The 25643-nt window shown below is 63.3% G+C and carries 22 protein-coding genes; 10 read left to right on the top strand and 12 right to left on the bottom strand.

What is annotated here, in order from left to right; all coding sequences use genetic code 11:
* Positions 1 to 15: 15 nt before the first annotated feature.
* From ACSMXN_RS13675 to ACSMXN_RS13655, 5 genes are all read right to left on the bottom strand, one after another.
* Positions 16 to 2331 (bottom strand): CoA transferase, encoded by a 2316-nt coding sequence (locus tag ACSMXN_RS13675; protein WP_022912024.1) that lies wholly within the window; start codon positions 2329 to 2331, stop codon positions 16 to 18.
* Positions 2332 to 2584: 253 nt separating this feature from the next.
* Complete coding sequence (locus tag ACSMXN_RS13670; protein ID WP_022912023.1) at positions 2585 to 3235, bottom strand: DUF2461 domain-containing protein; 651 nt, start codon at positions 3233 to 3235, stop codon at positions 2585 to 2587.
* A 56-nt stretch (positions 3236 to 3291) separates the two neighbouring features.
* Entirely contained in the window at positions 3292 to 3831 is a 540-nt protein-coding gene (locus ACSMXN_RS13665; protein ID WP_027139108.1) for a GNAT family N-acetyltransferase, read from the bottom strand.
* Positions 3832 to 3892: 61 nt separating this feature from the next.
* Positions 3893 to 4714, bottom strand: a complete 822-nt coding sequence (locus tag ACSMXN_RS13660) for a DNA-formamidopyrimidine glycosylase family protein (RefSeq protein ID WP_027139107.1) — start codon at positions 4712 to 4714, stop codon at positions 3893 to 3895.
* 80 nt (positions 4715 to 4794) lie between these two features.
* Positions 4795 to 5409 carry a DedA family protein gene (locus ACSMXN_RS13655; RefSeq protein ID WP_022912020.1) on the bottom strand — a complete coding sequence of 205 codons (615 nt, stop codon included), beginning with the start codon at positions 5407 to 5409 and terminating at the stop codon, positions 4795 to 4797.
* Positions 5410 to 5523: 114 nt separating this feature from the next.
* Here ACSMXN_RS13655 and ACSMXN_RS13650 point away from each other — a divergent pair, with 114 nt between their 5' ends.
* Positions 5524 to 6729: a winged helix-turn-helix domain-containing protein gene (locus ACSMXN_RS13650; RefSeq protein WP_035943093.1), complete on the top strand. Its 1206-nt coding sequence runs from the start codon at positions 5524 to 5526 to the stop codon at positions 6727 to 6729.
* Here the strand turns inward: ACSMXN_RS13650 and ACSMXN_RS13645 are convergent.
* Together ACSMXN_RS13645 and ACSMXN_RS13640 are read right to left on the bottom strand one after the other, a co-directional pair.
* On the bottom strand, positions 6722 to 7576 hold the full coding sequence (locus ACSMXN_RS13645) for a hypothetical protein (protein WP_022912018.1): 855 nt from the start codon (positions 7574 to 7576) through the stop codon (positions 6722 to 6724). The genes ACSMXN_RS13650 and ACSMXN_RS13645 overlap by 8 nt on opposite strands.
* A gap of 58 nt (positions 7577 to 7634) precedes the next feature.
* Entirely contained in the window at positions 7635 to 8198 is a 564-nt protein-coding gene (locus ACSMXN_RS13640) for a hypothetical protein (protein WP_022912017.1), read from the bottom strand.
* Positions 8199 to 8437: 239 nt separating this feature from the next.
* Here ACSMXN_RS13640 and thyX point away from each other — a divergent pair, with 239 nt between their 5' ends.
* Entirely contained in the window at positions 8438 to 9190 is a 753-nt protein-coding gene (gene thyX / locus ACSMXN_RS13635; protein WP_022912016.1) for an FAD-dependent thymidylate synthase, read from the top strand.
* A 63-nt stretch (positions 9191 to 9253) separates the two neighbouring features.
* Here thyX and ACSMXN_RS13630 read toward each other — a convergent pair whose 3' ends face one another.
* Entirely contained in the window at positions 9254 to 9781 is a 528-nt protein-coding gene (locus ACSMXN_RS13630) for a GNAT family N-acetyltransferase (RefSeq protein ID WP_155958271.1), read from the bottom strand.
* A 140-nt stretch (positions 9782 to 9921) separates the two neighbouring features.
* Here ACSMXN_RS13630 and dapA point away from each other — a divergent pair, with 140 nt between their 5' ends.
* Both dapA and ACSMXN_RS13620 read left to right on the top strand, forming a co-directional pair.
* The gene (gene dapA, locus ACSMXN_RS13625; RefSeq protein WP_022912014.1) at positions 9922 to 10818 is read left to right on the top strand and encodes a 4-hydroxy-tetrahydrodipicolinate synthase; all 897 of its coding nucleotides are present in this window, start codon (positions 9922 to 9924) and stop codon (positions 10816 to 10818) included.
* 102 nt (positions 10819 to 10920) lie between these two features.
* A complete protein-coding gene (locus ACSMXN_RS13620) occupies positions 10921 to 13515 on the top strand; it encodes a DNA translocase FtsK (RefSeq protein WP_081648982.1) in 2595 nt (864 codons plus the stop codon).
* Between the two features lie 339 nt (positions 13516 to 13854).
* Here ACSMXN_RS13620 and ACSMXN_RS13615 read toward each other — a convergent pair whose 3' ends face one another.
* A complete protein-coding gene (locus ACSMXN_RS13615; RefSeq protein ID WP_022912011.1) occupies positions 13855 to 14382 on the bottom strand; it encodes an amino-acid N-acetyltransferase in 528 nt (175 codons plus the stop codon).
* A 190-nt stretch (positions 14383 to 14572) separates the two neighbouring features.
* Between ACSMXN_RS13615 and rimO the strand changes: the two genes are divergently transcribed.
* The 5 genes from rimO (at position 14573) to ACSMXN_RS13590 (ending at position 19126) form a co-directional block, all read left to right on the top strand.
* The gene (gene rimO / locus ACSMXN_RS13610) at positions 14573 to 15997 is read left to right on the top strand and encodes a 30S ribosomal protein S12 methylthiotransferase RimO (RefSeq protein WP_027139104.1); all 1425 of its coding nucleotides are present in this window, start codon (positions 14573 to 14575) and stop codon (positions 15995 to 15997) included.
* Positions 15994 to 16599, top strand: a complete 606-nt coding sequence (gene pgsA, locus ACSMXN_RS13605) for a CDP-diacylglycerol--glycerol-3-phosphate 3-phosphatidyltransferase (protein ID WP_022912009.1) — start codon at positions 15994 to 15996, stop codon at positions 16597 to 16599. The genes rimO and pgsA overlap by 4 nt, the downstream gene beginning before the upstream one ends.
* A 321-nt stretch (positions 16600 to 16920) precedes the next feature.
* On the top strand, positions 16921 to 17274 hold the full coding sequence (locus ACSMXN_RS13600) for a helix-turn-helix domain-containing protein (RefSeq protein ID WP_027139102.1): 354 nt from the start codon (positions 16921 to 16923) through the stop codon (positions 17272 to 17274).
* 119 nt (positions 17275 to 17393) lie between these two features.
* Positions 17394 to 18053: a TetR/AcrR family transcriptional regulator gene (locus ACSMXN_RS13595; RefSeq protein ID WP_022912007.1), complete on the top strand. Its 660-nt coding sequence runs from the start codon at positions 17394 to 17396 to the stop codon at positions 18051 to 18053.
* Between the two features lie 227 nt (positions 18054 to 18280).
* Positions 18281 to 19126: a PspA/IM30 family protein gene (locus ACSMXN_RS13590; RefSeq protein ID WP_022912006.1), complete on the top strand. Its 846-nt coding sequence runs from the start codon at positions 18281 to 18283 to the stop codon at positions 19124 to 19126.
* 33 nt (positions 19127 to 19159) lie between these two features.
* Here ACSMXN_RS13590 and ACSMXN_RS13585 read toward each other — a convergent pair whose 3' ends face one another.
* The 3 genes from ACSMXN_RS13585 to ACSMXN_RS13575 all read right to left on the bottom strand — a co-directional run bounded on the left by ACSMXN_RS13585 (position 19160) and on the right by ACSMXN_RS13575 (position 25340).
* Positions 19160 to 19960 (bottom strand): DNA-formamidopyrimidine glycosylase family protein, encoded by an 801-nt coding sequence (locus ACSMXN_RS13585; RefSeq protein WP_022912005.1) that lies wholly within the window; start codon positions 19958 to 19960, stop codon positions 19160 to 19162.
* A gap of 4 nt (positions 19961 to 19964) precedes the next feature.
* A complete protein-coding gene (locus tag ACSMXN_RS13580; RefSeq protein ID WP_022912004.1) occupies positions 19965 to 24461 on the bottom strand; it encodes a DNA glycosylase AlkZ-like family protein in 4497 nt (1498 codons plus the stop codon).
* A 126-nt stretch (positions 24462 to 24587) separates the two neighbouring features.
* Positions 24588 to 25340 carry a GNAT family N-acetyltransferase gene (locus tag ACSMXN_RS13575; RefSeq protein WP_022912003.1) on the bottom strand — a complete coding sequence of 251 codons (753 nt, stop codon included), beginning with the start codon at positions 25338 to 25340 and terminating at the stop codon, positions 24588 to 24590.
* Positions 25341 to 25419: 79 nt separating this feature from the next.
* Between ACSMXN_RS13575 and ACSMXN_RS13570 the strand changes: the two genes are divergently transcribed.
* On the top strand, positions 25420 to 25611 hold the full coding sequence (locus tag ACSMXN_RS13570; protein ID WP_022912002.1) for a DUF3046 domain-containing protein: 192 nt from the start codon (positions 25420 to 25422) through the stop codon (positions 25609 to 25611).
* Positions 25612 to 25643 lie beyond the last annotated feature (32 nt).

The raw sequence follows: 25643 nt of genomic DNA, 5'->3' as shown, positions 1-25643 counted from the left end.
GACTCAGGCGCGGTCCTAGCTGACGACGGCGGATCCCTCGGCCACCAACCGCTGGACTTCTGTGTCGTCGATGCCCATTTCGGCAAGTACCGCAGCTGTATGTTCTCCCAGCCCCGGTGGAGCGAGTTCGAGGCGGACCCCGAGGTCGCCGAAGAACCACATGGCTCCTGGCTGCAGCATCATGCCCCAGTCTGCCTGGCGGTACTCGGCGACTAGCCCAGCCGCTCGGTTGGCCGGACTGTCGAAGAACGCGTCCTTCTGGTTCTCGCGAACTTCCTCGACCGGTACTCCGCCGCCCTCGAGGGCGGCGATGACATCCGATACCGAGCGCGTCGCCAGAGCTGCCGCGATAGCACTCTGATCGCTCACTCCGGCGATCTGGCACGTGGCGTCGAGATCGGCTGTAGTCGCCGGGGCGATCGCTACCCACCCGTCGCTGACCTGCACGATTCGCGCTCCGTTGGAGCGGGTCGTCTGGTCGTGGTCGAGGGTGTCGAAGGGCGCAAGGCTGCCGTCTGATCGACGATAGGTCTCGCTGGTGGTCAAGACACCTGCGCCAAGGAGTGAGCCCGCGACAGCTTGTGCTCTTCCGGTACGCCGCTGTTCGTACAAGGCCAGAAGCGTAGCCACGACCGAGGACAGCGCGCACTGATGATCCATGAAGCCGAAGCGATGCCACATCGGTGGGTTTCCGGCACCGGCGCCCAGCGCCTCCCAACCACACTGTGCCTGGAACAGCTGGTCGTAGCCAGGCCAATCGGCGCGGGCTCCGATCGGGCCGTAGGAACTGGTATGGCAGTAAACGAGGTTCGGGTTGATCTCCCGGAGTGTGTCGTAATCCAATCCGAGCTTTCGAGCCGCGGGCATGCGGAGGTTGTGATGGACGACGTCCGCCCAACGAACCAGCGCCTCGAGCGCCGGTCGGGTGTCGGGTGACTTCAAGTTGAGGGCGATGCTGCGCTTGCCCCGCTGGCATCCAGCGAATGCCCAGCCGGTCGGACGCATTGAATCTCCGGCGGTGGACTCGAGCTTGATGACGTCGGCGCCGAGGTCTGCGAGCAGCATCGGCGCATAGGGCCCAGCGAGATAGTTACCGAGATCGAGCACCTTCAGACCGTCCAGCGGCCAGCGGCGATCTGGTCCGGCCGTTCCTGATGATCGCGCTGACGATGCGGTTGCTGCCGGAAGTGCTGTTGTGGCCTGCGACTTGGGGCTGACCGCCCACTCGGCCAAGATCTCGGCCGTGTGTTGGCCCGGGTCCGGTGCGGGCCGCTGCACCTGCTGTGGTGGATCGATCGTCAGCGGAAGGCCGGGAACGGTGATCTTGCCCTCCCGCGGATCGTCGACCTCGATCACATAGCTGTTGGCTCGTGACTGCTCATCGTCGAGTACGTCGCCAAAATTCATCGCGGGCTGGGCCGCGATGTCATTGGCCCAGAAATCAGCGAGCCATTCCTGGCTTGGCCGCGTGCGCATGGCGACGATATTGGCGCCCATGTTCGGGTAGCCGAAGTTCGACGCGCCGGCTGCTTCGTTGGCGGCAGCGACATTCGCCTCGCCCATCTCTGCGAACGCCTTCTGCATCAGGGGAGCGCCGTCCGGACATTTCATCAGATGCACCCACACGCCGTCCGAGCATTCGACCAAGGTCGCCTGGGAGCCACGTCCGTGCTTGGGCATCCCGACGGCCATCGGCACCGACGGAGTCTCCGAGCGAGCCCAGTGCATGCCCATCGGCACCAACGCTCCCTGGACGAGACTCGTATGCGCCGGTCCGCCACGACCGGTGTCCAGACGCACCATCAAGCGGGCGATGACGCCGGCAGCCGCGAGGTAGACCGCACCCCAACTGCCGAGCGGGAACCGGATGAAGACCGGGCCCTCGCGGTCCATCGGCAACTGTTCGTCGCAGATACCCAGCCGCGCCATGGCGAGCAGCTCGTCGACGGGCCGATCGGCGTCCGGGTGGTTTGCCGGCCACGCGAGAACTGAGCAGGCCACCAGTGTCGGGTGTCGTTCGGCGAGAGCGGCATCGTCGAGTCCGAGGTCGCGCGCCTTGGTTGGCCCGTATTCGTGAATCACGACGTCCGCGGCAGAAAGCAGCGCCTCCAGCTGCTCGCGGCCATCGGCGGTCTCGACATCTAGGCCCACGCTGCGCTTGCTGCGATCCCAGGTCAGCCGACCAGGTGATTGCGTATTCTGGGCGGCCTCTGAAGACTCCACCTTGACAACGTCGGCACCAGATTCGGCTAGCAGCAGCGCAGCTACCCGGCCCGCGATACCCGAGGCCAGGTCGAGAACCCTGATGCCCTGCAAGATGCCGTCAGTCATGTGCGTTCCTCCACTGATAGGTGCCGCGAACGAGGAGCGGCGTCCAGGTGCAGCCTGCAGATGCGACAGCGAACAACATCAGCTGCAGGCGTCCACGTGCCGCGCGACCAACGAGTCCGACGCGCCGATCCCGCGGATCGGTCGAGACCTTGTGACTGCTGTTGATCGAGTAGTACGGACTGGAGCGTATAGCGGTGGCGATTATTAGCCCAGAGTTATGTGTCGCGACGACAGCGGGCTCTTCAGACGATCCCTACCGACGCTGGTCGAGGCGGGTCTCTGCTGGGCCGACGTGCTTGTCCAACCAATCGATCAGCGGTTGCATGATCCGCCATACCTTGACTATCTCGCTCTTGGCGCGGGCGGTTTTGAGCCACTCCGGAGAGCCGAACTCGTAGCTGGCGGTTACCGACTTTCGGCGGAGTTCGGCCTCACGTGGGTGGTCGCGGGCAAAACCGGCCGGAATCCTTGTCAGTTGTTCACCGCCGATCTGCAGCTTGCCGCGTTCGGCAGCCTTGAGGGCCTTGACCAGTGCTTCGCCAACCAAAGGCTCGTCCACCGATCGGCGGTAACGCTGTACCTGGTCGGATTCCAGGTGAAACATTCCGCCGCTCACGTAGAGCCCGGCCGCGGAGATGTGCAGGTACCGCCTGGACTCTGCGAAATAGAGTCCCTGGTGGTCCTTGTACGGGGTCTTGTCCCGAGCGAAGCGCACATCCCGGTATGGCCGAAAGAACTTCGCTGGGCCGAATTCCGGTGTCAGCTCGGACGCCAAAGCCTCGAGCGGGACTTTCACCTGTTCGTCGTAAATGTGCTTGTGCGCCAGCCAGAATGGTTTGGAATTATCGGCCTCGAGATCTTCGTAGAAATCGAGGGCTGCGAACGGGATACCGGAGAACGTCACGTTGGCGATTCTGCACCGCTGCGGTCACCGCCTCATACCTCGGTCGGCTGATCAGACTATTCCGGCAGCGCAGCATGCAACCTGAGTTCGACCACCGTGCCTGCGCCAGTGTCGAGAGTGCGTTGTAACCCGTCCGCTTCCCAACCCGCACCCCGGTAGAACTCGAGCGAGGCCGTATCCGCGGCAGGAACCCACGCGATGAGGCGGCTGGTGCCGCCGCCGCCGGCCAGATCGGCGACAGCTGCCAGCAACCGAGAGCCGTGGCCTCGGCGTCCCCAGCGCGGCTCGACAAGCAGCACACCGATGGCGCTGGTCCGCTCGGGATCTGGATCGTTGGGCTGTGCATCCGAATCCGGGCCGAACGCGGCGAAGCCGACCCGCGCGTCACCCTCCATGGCGAGAAGTACGTGGTGCTGCAGGCTTGGCGGCTTCTCGATCGCCAACTGCCAGGCGCTGCTGCTGGCAACGGGGTCAAGAGACTGCAGCACCGCCTCCGGAAGGACTTTGGTGTAGGCCTGACGCCAGGTCTCGATCTGGATTCGGGCTATGTCGCCGGCATCGGCGGGGGCTGCAGGTCGCACGCTCACATCTGCCACGCCGTTCAGCCTACGGATCGGTGCCCGTGCCTCCCGACACCGTGCCTCCCGACACCGTGCCTCAGAGCGACTGCTCCGCAGAACACCACCAGGTCGACCGACCGCCAACGGTGCCGTGTCTCATCTCCGCATGGCAGCGGGGGCAATGGCCGCCTGGGTGTCGCTCTGAGATCATCCGCCCGGTATGAGCGCCTCCGTTGGCCACTGCGGCATTCACCGCTCGTCGGACGGCCCTGTGTAATCGATCAACTTCAGCGGGCTGAAGTTGATCGACCCGCTTAGCTGGAGACAGACGAGCCTGCCAGAGGGCCTCGTCAGCCAGCAGGTTTCCGACTCCTGCCAGAGCAGTCTGATCGAGAAGGCGCGCCTTGACCTGAGCGGTACCAGACCTCATCAGCGATCGAAACTGGGCCGCAGAAATTTCTAAGGCGTCCGGGCCGAGGCGCTCGATCGGTGGATTCAACCTGACTCGACCTAGGCGTCGCTTGTCGAACAGGCGCAACGAGCCGCCGTCAGCAAAGAACAACGTGAATCGATCCCACTCGGGCTTGAGCTCACCGTGGCTGCCGACGATGGGATCCCCGCCCTCGACGATGGTGCTGTCAGCTCGCACGACGAAGATGCGCCCGGCCATGCCGAGATGTAGTCCGAGGATAGGCCCGGGCGCCGCCGCGTGGTCAGTGCCGGAGGTGGCGCACCACATCGACTTGCCCCGGCGGTTCGCACTGGTCAGAGTGCGACCGACGAGTGCCCGCCGGATCTCGCCAGGCAGGTGCGGCCGGCATTCGTAACTGTCGTGATCATCGACATCAACGATCCGGCGATTCAGCGCGGCAGCGGCGATGGCTGACCTGGCGGTCTCGACTTCGGGAAGTTCGGGCACTCTGGCAGTGTCCACCACCCCGGCTTTTCGCAGCGGCACTGGCTGGTTCGGTCCCAAGGGTTCAGCTTCGGTACGGCGGGCTAGTCGAGAACTCGCTCCCGCCGCCGCCTTCTGCGGTGCAGTACGACCGCCGCGACGATGATGACCACCAGAACGCCGATGGGTGCCCAGGTCAGATACTTCTCTACGCGGTCCAGGGCTGACGCGAACGCCCACCCGAGCAGGATGCAGCCAGTAGCCCAGATCGTGCCGCCGATCGCATTCCAGATGAAAAACGTGCGATAGCGCATGCCGCTCATGCCAGCCATGGAAGGCATTAAGGCGCGAAGAACGGCGGTCAACCTCGCGAAAAACACCGATTTGCCGCCGTGCCTGTGCAGGAATTGATCGACCATCTGCCAACGAGGCTCGCCGACCCAGTAGCCCAGTCGAGAGGTGCGCAGTCGTGGGCCGAACTTTCGACCGAACTCAAAACCCACAGAGTCGCCCGCGATAGCCGCGACGATGGCGACCGGAATCATGATCCGCAGGTCCAGGACCTTCTCGTGACAGAAATAGCCGGCGACCAGCAGGGCAGTTTCGCCCGGAAGCACCATGCCGATCAGAATGGCTGCCTCTGCAAACGCGAAGAACGCCGCGATGAGGTACAGCCAAGCACCGACGTGATCGCCGATGCTCTTCAGGATTTCCGTCATGGGCCTTCCACCCAATTCGGGATGCCGGTTTGTTGGGTCACAGTGCCGATCCTGTCAGATGGTCATGATCGAATGGGTGGCGTGGCTAAAACCGTGCGCTCAGCTCGACTGGCAATGCTTAGCGCGGCGGCCGCCCGTCGGATCGCCCTCGCTGCCCAGGGCTTTGGTTCGGCACGGCCAGACGGGCCTGTCTCCGCGCGCCAGATCCGTAAGGCCGTAGACACGATGGGCATCCTGCAGCTGGACTCGGTCAATGTCCTGTCGCGTTCGCACTATCTGCCGGTGTATTCACGGATTGGTCCGTATCCGCGGGCCATTCTTGATCGACTGACCGGCCATACGCCCGGCAAAATCACTCGAGAATACGTGGAGTACTGGGCTCACGAAGCGTCGCTCATACCGCTCGCAACGCACCCCTTACTTCGCTGGCGGATGGCCGGTGCGGCTGATGAAGCCTGGGGCGGAATGCAACGTATCGCTCGCGAAAAGCCTTATCTGCTCGACGATGTGCGAAAGATGGTCGCGCTGCAGGGCCCCATCCGCAGTGGCCAAACCGGAATGGAGCGGGCCGCGAAGAAGCCGGGCGAGATGTGGAGTTGGCACGACGGCAAGGTCGCGCTGGAATATCTGTTCTGGGCAGGCGAGGTCGGAGCCGCGCGGCGGGTTAACTTTGAGCGGTACTACGACGTGATCGAGAGGGTCCTGCCCGCCGATATCTATGCCCTGCCGACGCCGAGCCGAGCCGATGCGCAGCGCGAACTAATCAGAATTGCGGCCAAGGCCTACGGAGTGGCCACCGAGCCAGACCTGGGGGACTACTTCCGCCTTCCCCGGGCGGAGTCCAAATTACGGGTCGCCGAGTTGGTCGAGTCAGGAGAACTCGAAGCGATCGCGGTGGCCGGGTGGACTGCCCCGGCGTTCCTGTGGAAGGCAGCGAGGCGGCCTCGTAGCATCGACGTGAGGTCCTTGCTCAGCCCGTTCGACCCGCTGATCTGGTTTCGGCCGCGAGCGTTGCGACTATTCGGCTTCCATTATCGAATCGAGATTTACACGCCTGCTGCACAGCGAAGGCACGGGTACTACGTGATGCCCTTCCTGCTCGGCGACACTCTGGTCGCACGTGTCGACCTCAAGGCTGACCGGCTGAACGGCAAACTTCTGGTTCAGGCGGCGTGGACGGAGCCAGATGTTGATGACGGCTATGTCGCCGAGCATCTGGCCTCCGAACTCGAGGAGCTTGCGTCGTGGTTGGAGCTATCAGGTGTGACACTGGTCGGACGAGGCGATCTCAGTCCTGCTCTCGCCCGGTTCATCAACTAGCGGCCGACTGACTTGCCGCTGGTTCGGCACGTCTGACGGTGACGTCGCCGTTGCCCGTGCGGGCCCGGATCGTCAGCGGTGCGCGGTCGGACGCCGGGTCGGCCAAACGACGCTGCTCGACTGGCATGTCGGTGTGCAACTGGCCTCGCCCCGTGACGATGTCAAGGCGCGCTTGCTGACCAGCCGGCAACCCAATGCTGAAGGCACCTGAGCCGGTGGTGAGTTCGACGTCGCCGTATGCTGCCGCAATCGTGGCGCCTCCGGAGCCGCTTCGCATCTTGACGGCATCAGCCGCGGTACCGACATCGAGGCTGCCGCTACCGAAAGCGATCTCGACCGGACCGCCCGCGTAGCCGATCTGGATATCGGCAGAGCCGGAGCGAACCACTGTTGATCCGGAGACCCGCTCGATGCGGATCGGGCCGGTACCTGCACGCAACCTCAAATCGCCGTCGACATGACCAAACTGAGAGGTGCTCGCGCCGCCGGCTATATCCGCGCCGCCGACTCGGCCGTGAACCGTGATGTCAGCGGCGAAACTCGCGATCTTCATCGCCGTACCTGATGGCACTGTGACCGCGATGTCGACCGCGTCGCGCTCGCTGTGTTTACGGCCGAACAACGGAAGGTCGAGCAATCCGCCGTTCGGTCGTGGACCAGCGACGGCAAGGGTCGGACCGTGCATTGCGACTGTCGTGCTGTCGAGAATCCGCGACTCGGGATCTCGAGCCGTCAACTCAACGCTTGCCTCGGACAGACCGTCCTCGGCTCGTACGGTCAGCGATCCGAAACCGAATCGGCATTGCAGATTGATGGGGCCGGTGATGGGGAACGTCTGGACTGTCATCAAAACTCCTGCGGTTTGATTCCTGCGAGCGAGAGGGAGGTGTCAGGCGCGGTCACTGCTATCCGGTGACCCAGCCCGTGACGCGACCTGAGCTGCGTCCTGAGGCTCCGGTCCACGGTCCGGAGCCCCACTGGCCTGGGACCCAAGACCCAGGACCAGGTGGCCAGCCGCTACCTGGGCCCGAGCGGGCGGCACCATTGACCGCGGAGATCGCCGCCCGAACCAGCCAGTTGTTGACCGATGTGTCGGCTGCAGCCGCGGCTTGCTCGATCTCCGTCTTGAGCGCCTCGGTCAACCGCAAGGAGATCCGTGCAGTCGCCTCACCGTCGTCTGTACGAGGTGTGTCTTCGGGTTCGTATTGGGGGTGGGTCACCGTGACGCGAACGTCCTCGCCGTCCAGATGTACGGACGCGGCCGGAAACGGCTGACCGCCGGCGGCCTCGAACAGCGCCGCGTTGATCTCTGTCGTCGCCGCCGAGACGGCTTCGAGAATCGCGAGCCGTACTGCGGCCTCAGTCGTCGCAGCGAGTGCCGTCGCGACTTGCTGGGTCCGCTCGTCGCCCAACGCAGCTGCTGCTTCGATCTGGTCTCGAACTCGAGCGGTGAAGTCTGCCGTATTCATGACATCACTATGACATCACGATTGCGTCATGGCAACTGTCAAAATGCATCACCAGTTGTTGCGCACTTTTGTGCGGCGGGATGTCAAGCCCGTTGACGTCGTGAAAGTGCCTTAAGCTGTGCCCAGCGAGCAGTGCCGGAAACGGCTACGTCCCAAGCACCCTGGCCACACGCGCAGGGCCTCATGCTTGCGGTGCTTGCCGCCGGTGTCTCGAACGTCATGAGCGAGTGGAGTTATCAGTGCCCGAAATCGTCCAGCCGAAGGTCCAGGTCATCGCGTGGACGCACTTCGAGAAGCCACCTGAGATCCCGTGGGACACCGATGCTGATGGGGGTCAGGCACTGGCGGAGTTCGCCGGTCGGGCCTGCTACCAGTCCTGGAAAAAACCGAATCCGGCTACGGCGACGAACGCGGGCTACCTCAGTCACATCCTGGAGGTCGGCCATCTATCCGTACTCGAGCACGGCACGGTGACCTTCTACTTTTCCGGCATCTCGCGTTCGCTTACCCACGAACTCATCCGGCATCGACACTTCAGCTATTCCCAGCTCTCACAGCGATACGTCCCCGAGCGCGACGCTGCCATGGTCGAGCCAGATGTCATCGCCGAGGACCCTGAGCTGCATGCCAAGTTCGTCGCGGCTTCGGAGGCCGCGGTAGCGGCTTACACCGACCTGCTGGAAGGTCTCGAGAAGAGATTCGCCGATGTAGAACACGCGACGCTGCGCCGCAAGCAGGCGCGCCAAGCCGCCCGAGCTGTGCTGCCCAACGCCACGGAGACCAGGATCGTCGTCACCGGTAATTACCGCGCGTGGCGGCACTTCATCGCGATGCGTGCTTCGGAGCACGCCGACGTCGAGATTCGCAACCTCGCCGTCGCCTGCTTGAGGGAACTGAAGCGGGTCGCAGCGAACGTGTTCGCGGACTTTGAGATCACGACCTTGCCGGACGGCACGGAGGTTGCCTCATCACCGATGGTTGCCGAGGGCTGATCTCGCGCCAACCCTGATCCGAACGGACCGGGGGTTGCCCGGTCTCGAGTTGGAGACGATGCGTCAGCTCGGCAGAGCAACGTCCTTGGCTGGCAGCTGATAGTACGTTTGCTTCGCGCCTCCGACATCGTCCTGGATGCCGCAGAAGATCATGCCAAGCTTCTCGGCGACACGACGAGATGGTCCGTTCTGTGGTCGGATTGTGGCCTGCAGTACGGCGCCCACTTCGACTGCTGCTGCACAGGGCGCGGCGAGCCGCAAGATCTCGACTGCGTACCCATGACCCCAATCCGCGAGATGCAGGCGGTAGTAGACATTCCAATTGACTTCGTTTCGCCGGACGCCGCCGCAGCCCAGGTAGCGGCCGGTCGCGGCATCGCGAACCGACCAGTACCCCAGACCCCAGACTGACCAGTCCTCGATGAGACCGTCAAGAACCGAACGCGAGTGGCATAGGTCAGGATGTCGCATTTCCGGCTCGTTGGCGTATAGCGCTGGATCGCTATGCAGCCGATGGAAGTCAGCCAGATCAGCGACCGCGACCGCGGTGAGCCGTAGCCGCGCCGTGGAAAGATCGGCGAAACGGTTCATGACAGCATCCTCGCACCGACGCTTCAGACGAGGCGTCGCGCGACGGATGAGTCCGACAGAATTGGGCGGTCCGTCCAATCGTCGATCGCTGTTGGCAACTGACTGCAATTCACGGGGTCGGCGGCGGTAGCGTTAGGAGCATGTCGATGCAGGACCGCAACCGCCCGTTCGGCCGGTTGATAACCGCCATGGTCACTCCGTTCACCGTTGCCGGTGAGCTTGATCTGGACGCAGCTGCAAAGCTAGCGAGCTATTTGGTCGACGAGCAGCGAAATGATGCCCTCGTCATCAACGGCACGACGGGGGAGTCGCCAGCCACCTCGGACGGTGAGAAGGCCGAATTGATCGCGGCCGTGGTGGACGCGGTCGGTGATCGTGCCCAGGTCATCGCCGGCGTCGGAACCTTCGACACCATCCACACGATCCAGCTCGCCGACAGCGCGACGCGGGCTGGCGCGCATGGTTTGCTCGTCGTCGTCCCTTATTACTCGAAGCCGCCTCAGGCCGGAATACTCGCGCACTTCAGGGCAGTCGCTGATTCCGCCGAGCTGCCGATACTCATCTATGACATCCCAGGCCGTTCGGCAGTAGCAGCGCAGTCCGAGACGCTCATCGCGCTCGCCGAACACGACAACATCGTTGGTGTGAAGGATGCCAAGGGGGATCTCGCTGCCTCGGCCAGGGTCCTCGCGGAAACCAATCTGGCTTATTACTCCGGCGATGATGCGATGACACTGCCGCTGCTTGCGGTTGGTGCAGTCGGGGTCGTCGGCACCTCCACTCACTTCAGTGGAGCGGCCACGAAGCAGCTGATCGAGGCCTTCGAACGTGGTGACACGGCCGAAGCCCTGCGGTTGCATCGCCAGCTGCTGCCGATCTACACCGGGATCTTTCGGACTCAGGGCGTGATACTGGTCAAGGCTGGGCTTGCGCTACAAGGGCGGTCCGCGGGGCCGGTTCGGTTGCCCATGGTCGATGCGACGGATCACGAAATCGGCCATCTGCGCCAGGACCTTTCGGCCGCAAAGCTTTTGTAGCGAGCCTATGCGGCATCGACTGCTTACGAACGCCACGCGTCTGGCGTAGCCCGATAGGTGTCGCTGCGACCTCAAGTTGCACTTGAGCGTTACGGTGATCGGGTGGCAGGAGCAAGCGGGACCAAACCTCGTCCGACGGCGACACGCAAGGCGGCAGCCGGGGGCCGACAGCGTCCTACCGGAGGTAGGACGACAGGCGGGAGAGCCGGTAGGCCGCCAAGCCGCGGCCCGGGATTTCCCGCCGTCGTTATCCGTACGATCGTCCAGCTTTGGCGTGCGCTGGGCCGGGTAGTAGGCACCCTCGCACGAGCGGTGGGCAGAAACGCGGCCAGCGCACGCGATCTTGACCCCGCGCATCGCCGCGACGGCGCCGGTCTTGTGCTCCTGGCACTGGCCGTCATCTCTGCCATCGCGGTGTGGCTCAACGCAGCCGGGTCGCTCGGCGACGCGATCGCTGCGTTACTGCGGCTCGGAATCGGCAATTTCGCCGTAGTGGTACCGCCATTGTTGCTTCTGGCGTCGGTGCACGTGCTTCGCCAGCAACCGGAGCCTGAACATCGAGGGCGGTTGCTGGTTGGCGGCGTCGCGGTACTTCTGGCCACCACTGGCCTGCTGCACCTATGGGCCGACTCGCCGGATAACAGATCAGCTTGGTCGCACGCCGGCGGCGCGATTGGCGCTTTCAGCGGGCTGACCGAACGGGTGCTGCCCGCCGGACTGGTCGTTCTGGTGTTCTTCCTGCTCGGCGCCTTCGGGGTGCTCGTGGTCACGGCGACGCCGATGAACCAGCTACCCGAACTGATTCGTGAGCTGTTCACTCACCACACCGATCTTGAAGGCCAGGAAGAAGCCCAACTGCCCGACCACGAGAGCCTGGCACAGCGACTGCATCTCAAACGACACCAGCCCGGAAAGAACGGGTCAGACATTGATGCCTACCTTGACGATCCGTTTCCGCTGAGCAACACAGTGGCTGAGGCAGTCGGTCTCGACCCGAACACCGGCGTGCCAGACGCCGTCGAGCCTGATGCCGAGGCGCCCCGCAAACCGCGAAAACCGCGAATTGTCAAGGCACCAGTCGAGGACGACCTACCGCCGGTGACCCGACCGACGCAGTTGGAGCTGAACGGCGGAGCAGGTTTCTACACCCTGCCCCCCACCGATGTGCTCGAAGCTGGATCGCAGCATCTCGCACACACGAAGGCCAACGATGAGGTCATTGCCGCGCTTTCGCAGGTCTTTGACGAGTTCAATGTCGATTGCGCTGTCACCGGCTTCAGCCGAGGCCCGACGGTCACCCGGTATGAAGTGGAACTTGGACCAGGCGTCAAGGTCGAAAGGATTACTCAGCTCACCCGCAACATCGCCTACGCCGTCAAGAGCCCCGACGTGCGCATCATCAGCCCGATTCCCGGGAAGTCAGCGGTTGGTGTTGAGATCCCGAATACTGATCCAGAAATCGTCATGCTTGGCGACGTACTGCGCTCGTCCGTCGCAGTGCGTGACCAACACCCGATGCTGGCAGCCCTGGGCAAGGATGTCGAAGGCGGATTCGTCGTCGCGAACCTGACGAAGATGCCTCACCTTCTGGTTGCCGGTGCAACCGGTGCCGGAAAGTCCTCGTGCATCAACTCGCTGATTCTGTCGATTCTGACGCGGGCAACGCCTGATCAGGTGCGGATGGTCCTGATCGATCCCAAACGCGTCGAGTTTGCCGCATACCAAGGAATCCCGCATCTCGTGACGCCCGTGATCACCAACCCGAAGAAGGCAGCGGAAGCCTTGGCGTGGGTGGTTCGTGAGATGGATATGCGCTATGAGGACATGGAGGCTTCGGCCGTCCGGCACATCGACGACTTCAATCGCAAGGTAGTGAGTGGCGAACTCGTGCCGCCACCTGGGAGCCAGCGGGTCTACACCCCGTACCCATACCTGCTCGTCATCGTCGATGAGCTCGCCGACCTGATGATGGTGGCTCCGCGTGACGTCGAGGATGCGGTCGTCCGGATCACCCAGTTGGCGCGAGCGGCTGGAATCCATCTTGTCATCGCGACGCAGCGCCCGTCCGTCGATGTAGTCACCGGGCTCATCAAGGCCAACGTTCCGTCCAGGCTGGGGTTCAAGACTTCATCGGTCACAGATTCACGAGTGATTCTGGACCAGCCAGGTGCCGAGAAGTTGCTGGGCAAGGGTGATGGTCTGTTCCTTCCGATGGGTGCCTCGAAGCCCGCCCGGATTCAAGGCGCATACGTCACCGACCACGAGATCAAAGCCATCGTTGACCACTGCAAGGGGCAGCTCCAGGCAAGCTACCGAGATGATGTGACCGCCCCGGTGACAGCTACGAAGGAGATCGATGCTGACATCGGAGACGACCTTGATCTTTTCCTTCAAGCTGTCGAACTCGTCGTGTCGACCCAGTTCGGCTCGACATCGATGTTGCAGCGAAAGCTCAGAGTAGGTTTCGCGAAGGCCGGCCGACTCATGGACCTGATGGAATCTCGTTCGATCGTCGGGCCGAGCGAGGGGTCAAAGGCACGCGATGTGCTGGTCAAACCAGACGAACTCGCCGGGTTGATCTATACGCTCCGCAACGGCGGGACGGCCGACGATCTGGTTGAAGACGATGACGTCGATGACATCGATGGCGGCGGAGAACCGGTGGGGCAAGCGACTGCCGGCGAACCTCCGTTCTGACCGACGCCCGGCTTAGCGATCCGGCTCGAACGCGCTAAAAGGGTCTGACCGCAATGGTCAGACCCTTTTAGCGTTTGTTTTTAAGTCCGACTAGTGAAAAGCGTGCCTGGCGGAGTAGAACATCCGCCGCAACGTCAGCCTTGCGCGCAGCTCGGTAGCGTGGCGTCCCGGTCGATCGACGAGCGCAACTGGCAACGTGGCGGTCGACGCTAGGGTCGTGGTTTGGGGACGATTGAGCTGGAACACGGTCATTGGCAACACCTCCTGAACAAAACGGTACGAGGTAATCCTGTGTTACTGGTGAGGCGCGCGGGATTACGTGAATGTAGTTTTAAATCCTCACAGGGTGAGCAGCATCCGGGAGTTGCCGAGGGTGTTGGGCTTGACGTATTCGAGGTCGAGGAATTCTGCGATACCTGCGTCATACGAACGTCGTAGCTGGGAGTAGACCTCCGGCTCCACCGGAGTGCCCTCGATCTCCACGAACCCGTGTCTAGCAAAGAACCGAGTCTGGAATGTGAGTGCGAACAGTCGCTGGAGCCCCAACTCGCGTGCTTGGAGGACGAGTTCAGCCAGTAGCCCATCACCGATCCGATTGCCTCGATGGTCCGGTGACACGGCCAGAGTGCGAATCTCGCCCAGGTCTTCCCATAACACGTGCAGGGCACCGCAGCCGATGATGACGCCGTCAAGTTCGACGACGCGGAATTCCTGAATGGTCTCGTAGATTGTGACCGTGTCTTTCGCGAGCAACAGGCGCTGGCCGGTGTAGGTGTCGATAAGGCGTTTGATCGAGGGGACGTCAGAGGTCCGAGCGCGCCGCACGAGGGCCAGTCCGCGAACGGGTTCTGAGGCGGAGGCGGTCACCTCAGGAGCGTAACGAGTTCGCGTTCCTTGCTGGATACGCGGGTTGCCGGGCAGATTGCTTGAGGCGCTCGACCGGCATCCGGAATCTGAGGGCCTGAGGTAAAGGTAATCTCAGCTTGTGTCCTTTCCGCGATCGCACAGCCCCGTCAGTGCGTCCCCGCGCAGTCCGGTGGTCGAAGAGGGGGCATCCGTGCGCCCAGCGGCCGCTGATGATGAACCTCGAAGCGTTGCTCTGATCACGCTCGGGTGCGCCCGAAACGAGGTGGACTCTGAGGAGTTGGCAGGCACGTTGTCCGCCCGCGGGTGGCGGCTGACCGACACCGAGGCCGCCGACGTCGTCCTGGTCAACACGTGCGGGTTCATCGATTCCGCAAAAAAGGACTCGATCGACACGCTTCTGGCTGCGGGTGAGGGCGGCAAGCGGGTCGTTGCCGTTGGATGCTTGGCCGAACGCTACGGAGATCAACTCGCGGAGGCATTACCCGAAGCGAACGCCATCCTAGGGTTTGACTCCTACGCCACGATCGATGAGCGGCTCGACGATGTGCTTGCGGGCAAGATCATCTCTGCGCATCGTCCGACGGATCGACGAACGCTGTTGCCGATCAGCCCGACCCAACGCCCGAAGGCCGTGACCGAGATCGCGGTACCGGGTCATCAGTGGGGGCCTACCGCCGCCCGTAAGCGCCTTGATGATGCACCAGTCGCCTACCTAAAACTCGCTTCGGGGTGCGATCGCCGCTGCACGTTTTGCGCGATTCCCTCGTTTCGCGGGGCCTTCGTTTCCCGGGCACCGAACGACGTGCTTGCGGAGGCGGGTTGGCTAGCCGATGCTGGCGTGCGCGAGTTGGTGCTCGTGAGCGAGAACTCGACGTCCTACGGCAAGGACCTCGGAGACCTTCGCGCACTGGAGGCGCTGCTCCCGCAGCTTGCCGACATCCCCGGGGTTGAGCGTGTGCGCGTCTCGTATTTGCAGCCGGCCGAGCTTCGGCCGTCGCTGCTCGAGGTCATCGCAAATACCCCAGGGGTCGCGCCGTACTTCGATCTGTCGTTCCAGCATGCGAGCACGCCGGTGCTCCGTCGGATGAAACGCTTCGGATCAACTGAGGCCTTCGTCGAGTTGCTGGACCAAGCGCGCGCGATAGCGCCGAATGCCGGAGCCCGTAGCAACGTCATCGTGGGTTTCCCGGGCGAGACGGAAGCCGATGTTGCCGAGCTCGAGCGGTTCCTTACCCTGGCGCGGCTTGACGTAGTCGGTGTGTTTGGCTACTCGGACGAGGACGGTACCGAAGCTGAGGGCTTTGGCGGCAAAATCGATCCCATCGAGATCGCGCGTCGTGTCGAAAGGGTGACCGCGCTTGCAGATGAGTTGGTGAATCAGCGAGCCGAGGACCGGATCGGCGAGCGGGTTGACGTGCTGGTCGAGGAATTCATCGAGGACGAGGTTGTCGGCCGTGCCGCACATCAGGCTCCTGAGACAGATGGGTCGGTCACCCTGCGCGGCGCGATTGCCGACCTTCGGCGAGGCAGCGTCGTCACCGCGGAGGTCACTGACAACGATGGGGCCGACCTCATCGCTGAAGTTAGTTTGGACGCTGCCGGATCGAGCCGATGACTCATCTCGAACCACGCTCGGATCCGATTGCCGACCCGGTTACCACCGTCTCGGTATGGAATATTGCCAACGGACTGACGGTGGCACGGCTGGTACTGGTGCCGTTCTTCGCCGCGGCCCTGTTTCACTCGAACGGGGACTCGCAAGGCTGGCGGATCACAGCGTGCGTGATCTTCGCGGTTGCCAGCTTGACGGATTTGATCGACGGTGACATCGCCCGCAAGCGCGGCCTGATCACCGAGTTCGGCAAACTTGCCGACCCGATTGCCGACAAACTGCTCATCGGAACCGCGCTTGTCGGCCTCTCGATGTTGGACGAACTCGCCTGGTGGGTGACGATCGTCATCCTTATCCGCGAGATAGGTGTGACCTTGCTGCGCTTCTGGGTCATCCGGCACGGCGTTATTGCGGCAAGTCGCGGTGGCAAGTTGAAGACCATGGTTCAGGCGTGGGCGATCGGGTTATTGGTACTGCCGCTGTCGGGCGGCTGGCACACTCTCGCAACCGCGGTCATGATGGTTGCGGTTGTTCTGACTGTCGTTACCGGACTCGACTATGTCGCGCGCGCATTCTCGCTCAGGCGAGAGCCCCGAACGGCCTGAACGAGGCACACGCACGAGCCGCGAGCTCGTCACCGGAGCCGAGCGCATCTGCATTAGATGCCAGCGGAACATCAGCCAACGGAAAACCGTTGTGAAGATAGTTGGCCTGTTGTGTCCGGCGATTGGACTCGCCAGATGTCTCCAGGTAGCTGCAGTGTCGGGTGTTGATGATTCACTTGATCTCCGCGTTGAGCCCACGTTCGCTACCAGCGAACCGGCCGCCTCGGGTGATGTGGTCGGCGGCACGACTACGCTGATAAGTGCAAGCGGTGATGTGGCATTCCGGTGCTGACAGCACCGGTCTACGAAGGGGGTATCGCGATGGCAGTTTTGCGCCATGTAGTGGGCGAGACCCTGCGCGCAGTGCGATTGCGACAACGCCGCACACTGCGGGAGGTCTCCGCCGCGGCTCGCGTGAGTCTCGGCTACTTGTCTGAGGTCGAACGAGGTCACAAGGAGCCGTCATCGGAGCTGCTCGCCTCGATTTGTGATGCTCTGGACGTACCTTTGTCCGAGGTCTTCATGTCGGTATCGGACACGCTTCGACGGCAAGAGCGGATGGCTGACCGGGCGATGATGATCGGCTCACGTAACGGTGGCCCGGTGCTCGCCCCGGCACCGCCGCTCGATGTGGATGGTCCCCAGGTGCGGGCCTATCCCACCGTTGCCGCCTGAGCCGCCAGGCAGCGCACTCGCTCGCCGGCCGCGAACAAGTCTCAACCATAGGTTGAGACTGTTGGCGTGTCCACAGTCCAGGTACCAGCGTTGCTCTTTCTGCGGCATAACGTGACGTCATGAGCGCTTTGCCTGACCGCACCCACGACCCGCTTTCGGATGTGCTTTTCCGGCCAACCAGCGCAGGCGTTGTCTCCTCGGCTGTGCGGGCCAAGGCACAGGAGCTGACGCGCCACGCCGGCGCACCCCCACGGCCGGGCAACGTCATGGCGCGTAGCCATGATGCGATCCTTCGCGGAGCGGCGCGCGCGGTCGAAACCAGCGGCAGCCGAATTTCCATGTCTCAGGTGGCCGCTGAGGCCGGTGTCGCCAAGGCCACGCTTTACAACCACTTCCGCACTCGAGACGACGTCCTGCGCGCGCTCCTACTCGACGAGCTCGATCGCATCATTGCTGAGATCAGCCATCTACAACTCGCCCGAGCCCTTGCCCGCGCTGCAGCAACGATCTCGGGACATCCGTTGCTGGAGGCCCTCGGTGCCCGAGACTCTGAGATGCTGGCTCAACTCGCTCGAGTAGACGTCCGGTCAGCTGGTTGGCTGCGAGTGGCCGAAGCCACCGACGTACTACTTGCCCGGCATGGCCGGCGCGGCGGTCCGACCGTCCTTCGATGGCTGTCCTCGTTCATCGTCGTGCCGGCTGACGATGAGGACATCTATGCCGACGTGGAGGTTCTCATTGACGGGCTTCCGCCACTGTCACCTCGTTCCCAAGGCTAGGTCGACGACATTGCAAGGCCGGTAACCGAGCCGAACACGCCAGGCGGTCCACCACACCGAAAAATCGACATCGGGCATTCTTGGACCCAGGTCACTGGCATAGGGCAGACTGGTCAGATAGACAAGACCGAGGCTCTGCTCGGCTCTACATCGGGCTCAAGCGGAACTTGAATGTGAGCGGTCGAGTTGAGCAGATAGTGATGATCACCGAAAGGTCGTAGAAACGCATGGCAAACGGCTTCGTCAAGGCGTGGAAGTACGTGTCTGCCTGGTTCGGCGCGAAGGTCGATGAGAAGGCTGACCCGAAGATTCAAATTCAGCAGGCCATCGAAGATGCCCAGCGTCAGCATGAGGGCCTGACCCGTCAGGCTGCCAGCGTCATTGGTAACCAGCACCAGTTGGAGCTGAAGCTAGATCGCCAGCTCAGCCAGATCGAGCAACTCCAGGCTCAAGCTCGTCAGGCGCTTGTCCTCGCGGACAAGGCTCGAGCAGATGGTGACGAGGCCAAGGCGGGTGAGTTCGAGCAGACCGCAGGCGTGCTGGCGAACCAGTTGGTGACGTCAGAGGCGTCGGTCGCCGACCTCAAGCAACTACACGATCAGTCGATCGGTGCCGCGCAGCAGGCACGGCAGGCCGTGCAGGACAACGCGATGTTGTTGCAGGAGAAGCTAGCTGAGCGTACGAAGCTACTGAGCCAGCTCGAGCAGGCGAAAATGCAGGAGCAGGTTTCGGCTTCGCTCAACCAGATGAGTGAACTCGCCGCCCCGCGGAACACGCCTTCGCTGGAGGAGGTCCGCGACAAGATCGAAAAGCGCTACACCAACGCGCTCGGGCAGGCCGAGCTTGCTTCGAACTCTGTTCAAGGCCGCATGCTCGAGGTGAAGAAGGCGACGACAAATATGGCCGCGCAGTCCCGGCTTGATGAGATTCGCGCCTCGATGGGCGGCGGCCCGGCTGCGACACCAGCCCCGGCCGTCGGAACCAACCAACAACCCGCGATCAGCGATAGCCCGGCATCGCAAGCGCTCCCGGTCGAGCAGTCCGCATCGGAGCACGCCGAGCCGCAAAACTGACAGTCGACGTTCGCCGGAGCAGACAAAACGTCGTCAGTGGCGGTCCGCGACAGGCTGGCATGACGGGCAGTAGTACAACACTCGCTCCGTCGCCGCGCTGCCTTGCTCGGCCTGGCGAATTCGAGTGCCGCATCTGCGGCAGGCCAGTCCTTTCCTGCCGTAGACGAAATATTGCTGTCCCGGCTGGGTCCAACCAGTCGTGGACCGATTGAAGCGACCTATGTTGGCTCTGAGAAGCCGGACTGCGTCGGTGAGGATTACCTCCAGCCCCGTCGTCTCAGCGACGGTTTGCCACGGGTCGAGCTGGTGCAAGAACATCAGCTCGGATTTATAGACATTTCCGAGGCCAGCTGTGAGCCGTTGGTCGAGCAAAGCATCCCCGATGCTCAGGTCGGCATTCGCGCTGAATCGTCGTAGCGCTTCGCCGAGATCGAATCGGGGATCCAAGAGATCGGGCCCCAGGTGACCCACGAGTTCAGCCTCGTTTTGGGTGTCCACCAATGCCAAGTCATGTACGCGATAGCCGATTGCGGTCGCTTGCGCGTTGCCCACAATGGCTCGGATCGTATGTTCGGGCCCGGCGGACGCGCGCCGCTTTCCGACGCCAGCGACCCGCCACGCGCCATCCATGCGCAGATGGCTATGCAAGGTACGACCATCGGAAAACCTCATCAATAGGTGCTTTCCGATAGGTTGCACCTCGTCGAGGGTGGTGCCGCCCTGATCGGCGAGTGCCAGCGCGGGCACGCGGAGCTCGAACTGTGTGACGAGGCGCCCTGCTAGGGCTACGCGCAAACGCTGCGCGGTGATGAAGACTGTGTCGCCTTCCGGCATTGAATCAGCTCCGTAATTGCAGGCCACGAGGCGAGGGGCGGAAGCCAGCTTCGGCAAGTGCCGCGCCCAGGGAGGATGTTGCAACCCGCGCTCCGTCGGCGGTCTCGACGTGGAGCTTGCCCAACGACCCTTCTCGGACACTGAGTGCAAGCGCTGTCGCCGCGCGACGCAGCACGGAATCATCGTCTTCGAAGGAGAGCAACGTCCGACCGCCGCGCTCGACGTACAGGACGCACAGGCCGTCAACGAGGACGACCACGGCGCCGGCCTTGCGCGCCGGTTGGTGGCCCCGCTTGGAGCCTTGATCCTCACTCTGGTTCTGGCGGGCTGGCCAACTCAACGCCGCGCCGTACGGGTTGGCTGGGTCGGTCGCAGCCAACACGATTGCTTCGCCGGGATCACCCACGGTCCTCGCTGCCTCCGCGCTTGCAATGTTGCGAAGGCGATCGACCGCACCGGGCACCGCGAACTGAGCCCCACCGAGGCCTTCGACGAAGTACCCGCGCCGATACCGACCGGTTTCTTCGGCTTGCCGCAGTACTGGGTAGACCGCCGAAAAGCCGCCGACGACACCTTCGGCCGCGACCGAGCCTCGGGTCAGAACGCCGTAGCGGTCGAGTAGCACCTCGGTGTGGACGAGCGCATTTTGCGTGTTACCGCTCGCCGGTGGCGGAGGCCGTGACCACCGCCCAGGTAGTGCAGGCAGGTTGGCGCTGTGAGTTGCATGCGCGGCGGCGGTGAGAGCACCCCGCGTTGGTCGCCCGTATCGTGCTCGCGGCGGCGAGGGTCGACGGCTATGGGTGCCTCGCCCGGCGCCCAACCGCATTCGAATAGGCGCGAATGTGTCATTGGTCAGGGCCCCGGCCCAGACCAAATCCCAGATCGCAGAGCCCAAATCGGATTGATTGATCGGCTCGGCGCCCGACGCCGTAACCCTGTCGAAGATGCTGCGAGCGAACAAGGCTTGATCGCCGTCCAGGCATTCGAGGATGGCTTTGTGCAACGGGCTGAACTCTGCGTCCGATATCGGCGCGATCAGTTCTGCGGCCGCTTCGGCGGGTAGCAGCGTGACCCATCCGTCGTTTCGTGCGAGTGCGCCAGAACCCACCCACACAACTTCGCCGGCACTGGTTAGTTCATCGAGCATCGCGGGCACGTAGTCGGCGATCCGAGCGGGCAGCACCAAGGTCTCGAGGGCGCTTGACGGTACCGACACTCCGGCGAGCTGATCGATGACTCGGGCGAGACCGTCCACGCCGACCAATCGCCGAGTGCCTCCGACCCGCTGCCACTCTGGTAGGAAACACCCCAGCGTTGACTGTGGAACTGGCTCCACTTCGCGGCGGAGCGCGGCGAGTGAACGTCGCCGTATCGTTCGCAGCATCGCGGCGCCGCAGAATTGCCGACCGGCGCCACCTGGTGTGAATTCGCCCGAGACCACTTGCCCGGTTGCCACGAGGCGCGCCAAGCCGGCTGAAACGACAGCTACCCCGAGCCCGAGGCGGGTCGCTGGTTCGTCGACGGTGAACGGTCCGTGCGTACGTGCATATCTCGACAACAGGTCGCCCAGCGGATCGGCGACCAGCTCTGTGAACACTTCAGGCACGCCTACCGGAAGAGCCACGCCGAGAGCGTCACGTACCCGCCCTGCGTCCTCGATCGCGATCCAGCGTTCAACTCCAGCTATCCGAACCTCCAACGCTCTACGATTCGCCTGCAGTGTCAGAAGATCGTGTCGTGAGGCTCCCCGCATCGCGGCTTCGTCGAAGGTCAGATCACCGACCTCGCGCAGCAGGTCAGCAGCGGCGTCGAGTCCGTTCACTTGTCGACTCGAACTCAACCGCTGTGCATCCGCGATCGACTCAGCGATAGCGCCGTCATCAAGCAGGTCACGCAGGTCTGGCGAGCCCATAAGTTCGGCGAGTAACGAGGTATCCAGCGTAAGGGCCTGGGCGCGGCGTTCTGCGAGGGGGACATCAGCGTCGTAGATGAACATGCCGACGTAGCCGAAGAGCAGTGATTGGGCGAAAGGTGAGGGCGTTGGCGTCTCGACATCAACCAGCCGCACCTGCCGAGACTGCAGGTTGCGCATCAGCTCGACCAGACCAGGTAGGTCGTAAACGTCCTGCAGGCATTCGCGCATCGCTTCTAGGACGACCGGGAACTGGCCGTAGTCCCTCGCAACCTGCATGAGTGCATTGGCACGTTGCCGCTGTTGCCATAGAGGCGAACGCCGGCGCGGATCACGTTTGGGGAGGAGTAGTGCACGCGCGGCGCACTCCCGAAATCGGGATGCGAACAACGCCGAACCACCGACTTCAGCCGTTACGAGCGACTCGATATCGGCAGGGTCAAAAAGGGCGAGCTCGGACCCGGGCGGATCGGCTGTGGTGTCAGGCAGCCTCAGCACGATGCCGTCGTCGGAATGCATCGACTGAACTTCCATCCCGTGCTGCTCGCGGAGTTTTGCGGCGATAGCCAACGCCCATGGCGCGTTTACCGGGGCACCGAATGGGGAATGGATCACCAGGCGCCAATCGCCCAGCTCGTCCCGGAACCGCTCGGCGACGATCGTGCGGTCAGTCGGAAGCTGACCAGTCGCCTGCCGCTGCTCGGTCAGGTAGCTGATCAGATTTTGCGCCGCCCAGGGATCGAGGCCAGCGCGCTCGGCTCGCACGAGCGCTGCCGACTCCGTAGCACCATGAATTTCGCGCACGAACGCGCCAAGCGCTCGGCCCAACTCCGCTGGTCGGCCAATCGAATCGCCTTTCCAGAACGGCATCTTTCCGATCTGACCGGGGGCTGGTGTAACGAGCACCCGATCGTGGCTGATGTCCTCGATTCGCCAGGACGAGGACCCGAGCAAGAACACCTCGCCAACCCGGGACTCGTAAACCATCTCCTCGTCCAACTCGCCGACGCGTTTGCCAGGCCCTTCGCCTCCCGCTAGGAACACGCCGAACATTCCGCGGTCGGGGATGGTCCCTCCCGAGGTCACCGCGAGCCGCTGAGCACCACCGCGCCCGGTGAGCTCCCCGGTGACACGGTCCCAGTTCAGTCGGGGGCGGAGCTCAGCGAAGGCATCTGAGGGGTATCGGCCCGCGAGCATGTCGAGTACTGCGTCCAATGCCGACTGCGGCAAAGTGGCAAATGGTGCACTGCGCCGGACTAGAGCACCCACGTCCGCCGTGGTCACGGTGTCCATGGCCACCATCGCGACTATCTGCTGTGCCAATACATCGAGCGGATTTCTCGGATACCGCAAGGATTCGATCTGACCAGATTGGATTCGCTCAGCGACAACCGCCGACTCGACCAAGTCACCGCGGTATTTGGGAAAGATGACTCCGCGTGATTCGGCGCCAACCTGATGACCTGCTCGCCCAAGCCGTTGAGTGCCGGCGGCGACCGAAGGTGGCGATTCGATTTGGATAACCAGGTCAACGGCGCCCATATCGATTCCGAGTTCGAGCGAGGACGTCGCCACGACCGCCGGGATCTTCCCGGCCTTGAGCTCCTCCTCGACTATCTGGCGTTGTTCCCGAGACACCGACCCGTGGTGCGCACGCGCAACGATGCCCCGCTCTGGGTCGCGTCCGGCAGCGAGATCGTTCAACTGTGAGGTGAGCCGTTCGGCCAAGCGACGCGAGTTCGCGAACACGATCGTCGACGAATGTTCATCGATCAGATCGAGTACGCGCGCTTCGACGTGAGGCCAGATGGACGATCGCGGTGTCGGATCCGTGCTGTCGCTTATTGTTCCGTCGCCGAGCGCCGTGAGATCTTCAACGGGGACGACAACGGAGAGGTTGAGCAGTTTGGTGGTCGCCGGCGCCACGACGCTAACTGCGCGACCACCGGCAAGGAAGGTTGCCACTTCGTCGATCGGGCGAACCGTGGCGGACAAGCCGATGCGTTGAGCTGGCTCGGCGAGAAGGGCATCGAGGCGTTCGAGACTGAGAGCGAGGTGCGCACCTCGCTTGGTCGCAGCCACCGAGTGAACCTCGTCGATGATCACCGTCTCGATACCGACCAGGGCCTCCCGCGCGGCCGAGGTCAACAGCAGGAACAGGGACTCGGGGGTGGTGATGAGAATGTCGGCTCCATGGCGGGCGAAGGCCCGCCGGTCTTCAGGCGTCGTATCGCCGGATCGAGTCGCCACCTGGACGTCGGGCTCAGCGAGCCCGAGCCGTCGTGCCGCCTGGGCAATACCGACGAGCGGCGACCTTAGATTGCGCTCCACATCCGCAGCGAGAGCCTTGAGCGGACTTATGTAGAGGACGCGGCAGCGCTGCTTTGGATTCTCCGGCGGCGGCAGCGCAGCCAATCGGTCGATCGCCGAAAGAAACGCCGCGAGGGTCTTGCCCGATCCAGTTGGGGCGACCACCAGGGTGTGGTCCCCGCGGGCTATTGCTTCCCAGGCACCCAGCTGGGCGTCCGTCGGGGTCTCGAACGCACCTTCGAACCAAGCGCGGGTCGCGGGTGAGAAGGGGATGTCCACCTGTCCAGTCTGCCTCGCGCGTACGACAACTCTGCGTGTACGACAACTCTGCGTGTACGACAACTCTGTGTGTACGACAACTCTGCGTGTACGACAACTCCAGCTTTCGTCTGCTGCGTCAGTCAGTCACTGCGCTCTGTTGCGAAGCCGATCCCGGACGGTCAGCCAGTCGTCATCGGTCATGCAGTACTGGACCGTGTCCCGCCACGTACCGTCCATGCGGATTCGATGCTTGCGCAAGACACCTTCCTTGACCGCGCCGAGCCGCTCAATCGCTTGCTGCGAGCGATGGTTGTTGATATCGGTGTGCCAGACGACCCTGGCGGCGCCCAGCGTGTCGAAAGCGTGGCTCAGCAGGAGCCATTTCGAGTCCGCATTATGACCTGACCGCCACCAGTGCTTCCCTAGCCAGGTATGACCAATCGCGAGGGTGCGCAATTGCGGAGACACCTCGTACAGACTCGTCGTCCCGATGAACGTGCCGGTGCGTGCATCGAATTGGGCGTAGGGAAATCGCTCCCCCCGCGCGCGGGCGGCCAGCGCGGCCGAGATTTGGTCGCGTGCGTCTTGCGAGGTCATCGGCACCTTCAGCGACAAGTGCTGAAATACGAGCTCCGCGCCTTCGTCGGAGTGGGCCGCGGCCAGGTAGCCGTCAGCGTGCTCGACGGCGAGTGGCCGCAGTTCGACACGATGACCCCGCAGACTCTCCAGAGCCGTCCAACGATTGGGATCGGCAGCGGCCGAAGCCGGGTCCGAAGCCGGGGCCGGGGCCGACGGAGACGCCGACGGAGAGGCCGAGGAAGCGGCCGGGGGAGCGGCTATCGTCTCGCGCGCAAGGGGCGAGTCGGACGGATGTGCTCGAGCGTCAAAGGTAGCCACAGCTCGATCTTTCCTGACGACGGGCGGGTGGCGCCAACCGATAACGGCAACCGATAACGCCAACCGATAAGCTGGCCAAGTGCGGTTGAGTGAATTCTGGCAGCGTATGGAGCTGCGCTTCGGTAGTGCGTATGCCTACTCGATGGCCGCCGACTATCGCATCACCTTGCTCGGGGCGACGGTGAACGAAGCGTTGTCGCGAGGTGATTCGCCCAAATCGATCTGGCGCGCAATCTGCCAGGAATTTGAAGTGCCTGCGAGACTGCAGTAACTCGCGGGCGGGTCAGGCGGTCCCGAAAGCGA

This window comes from Parajatrophihabitans canadensis (genome assembly GCF_053764775.1).
This window is presented reverse-complemented; position numbering and strand designations above follow the sequence as displayed.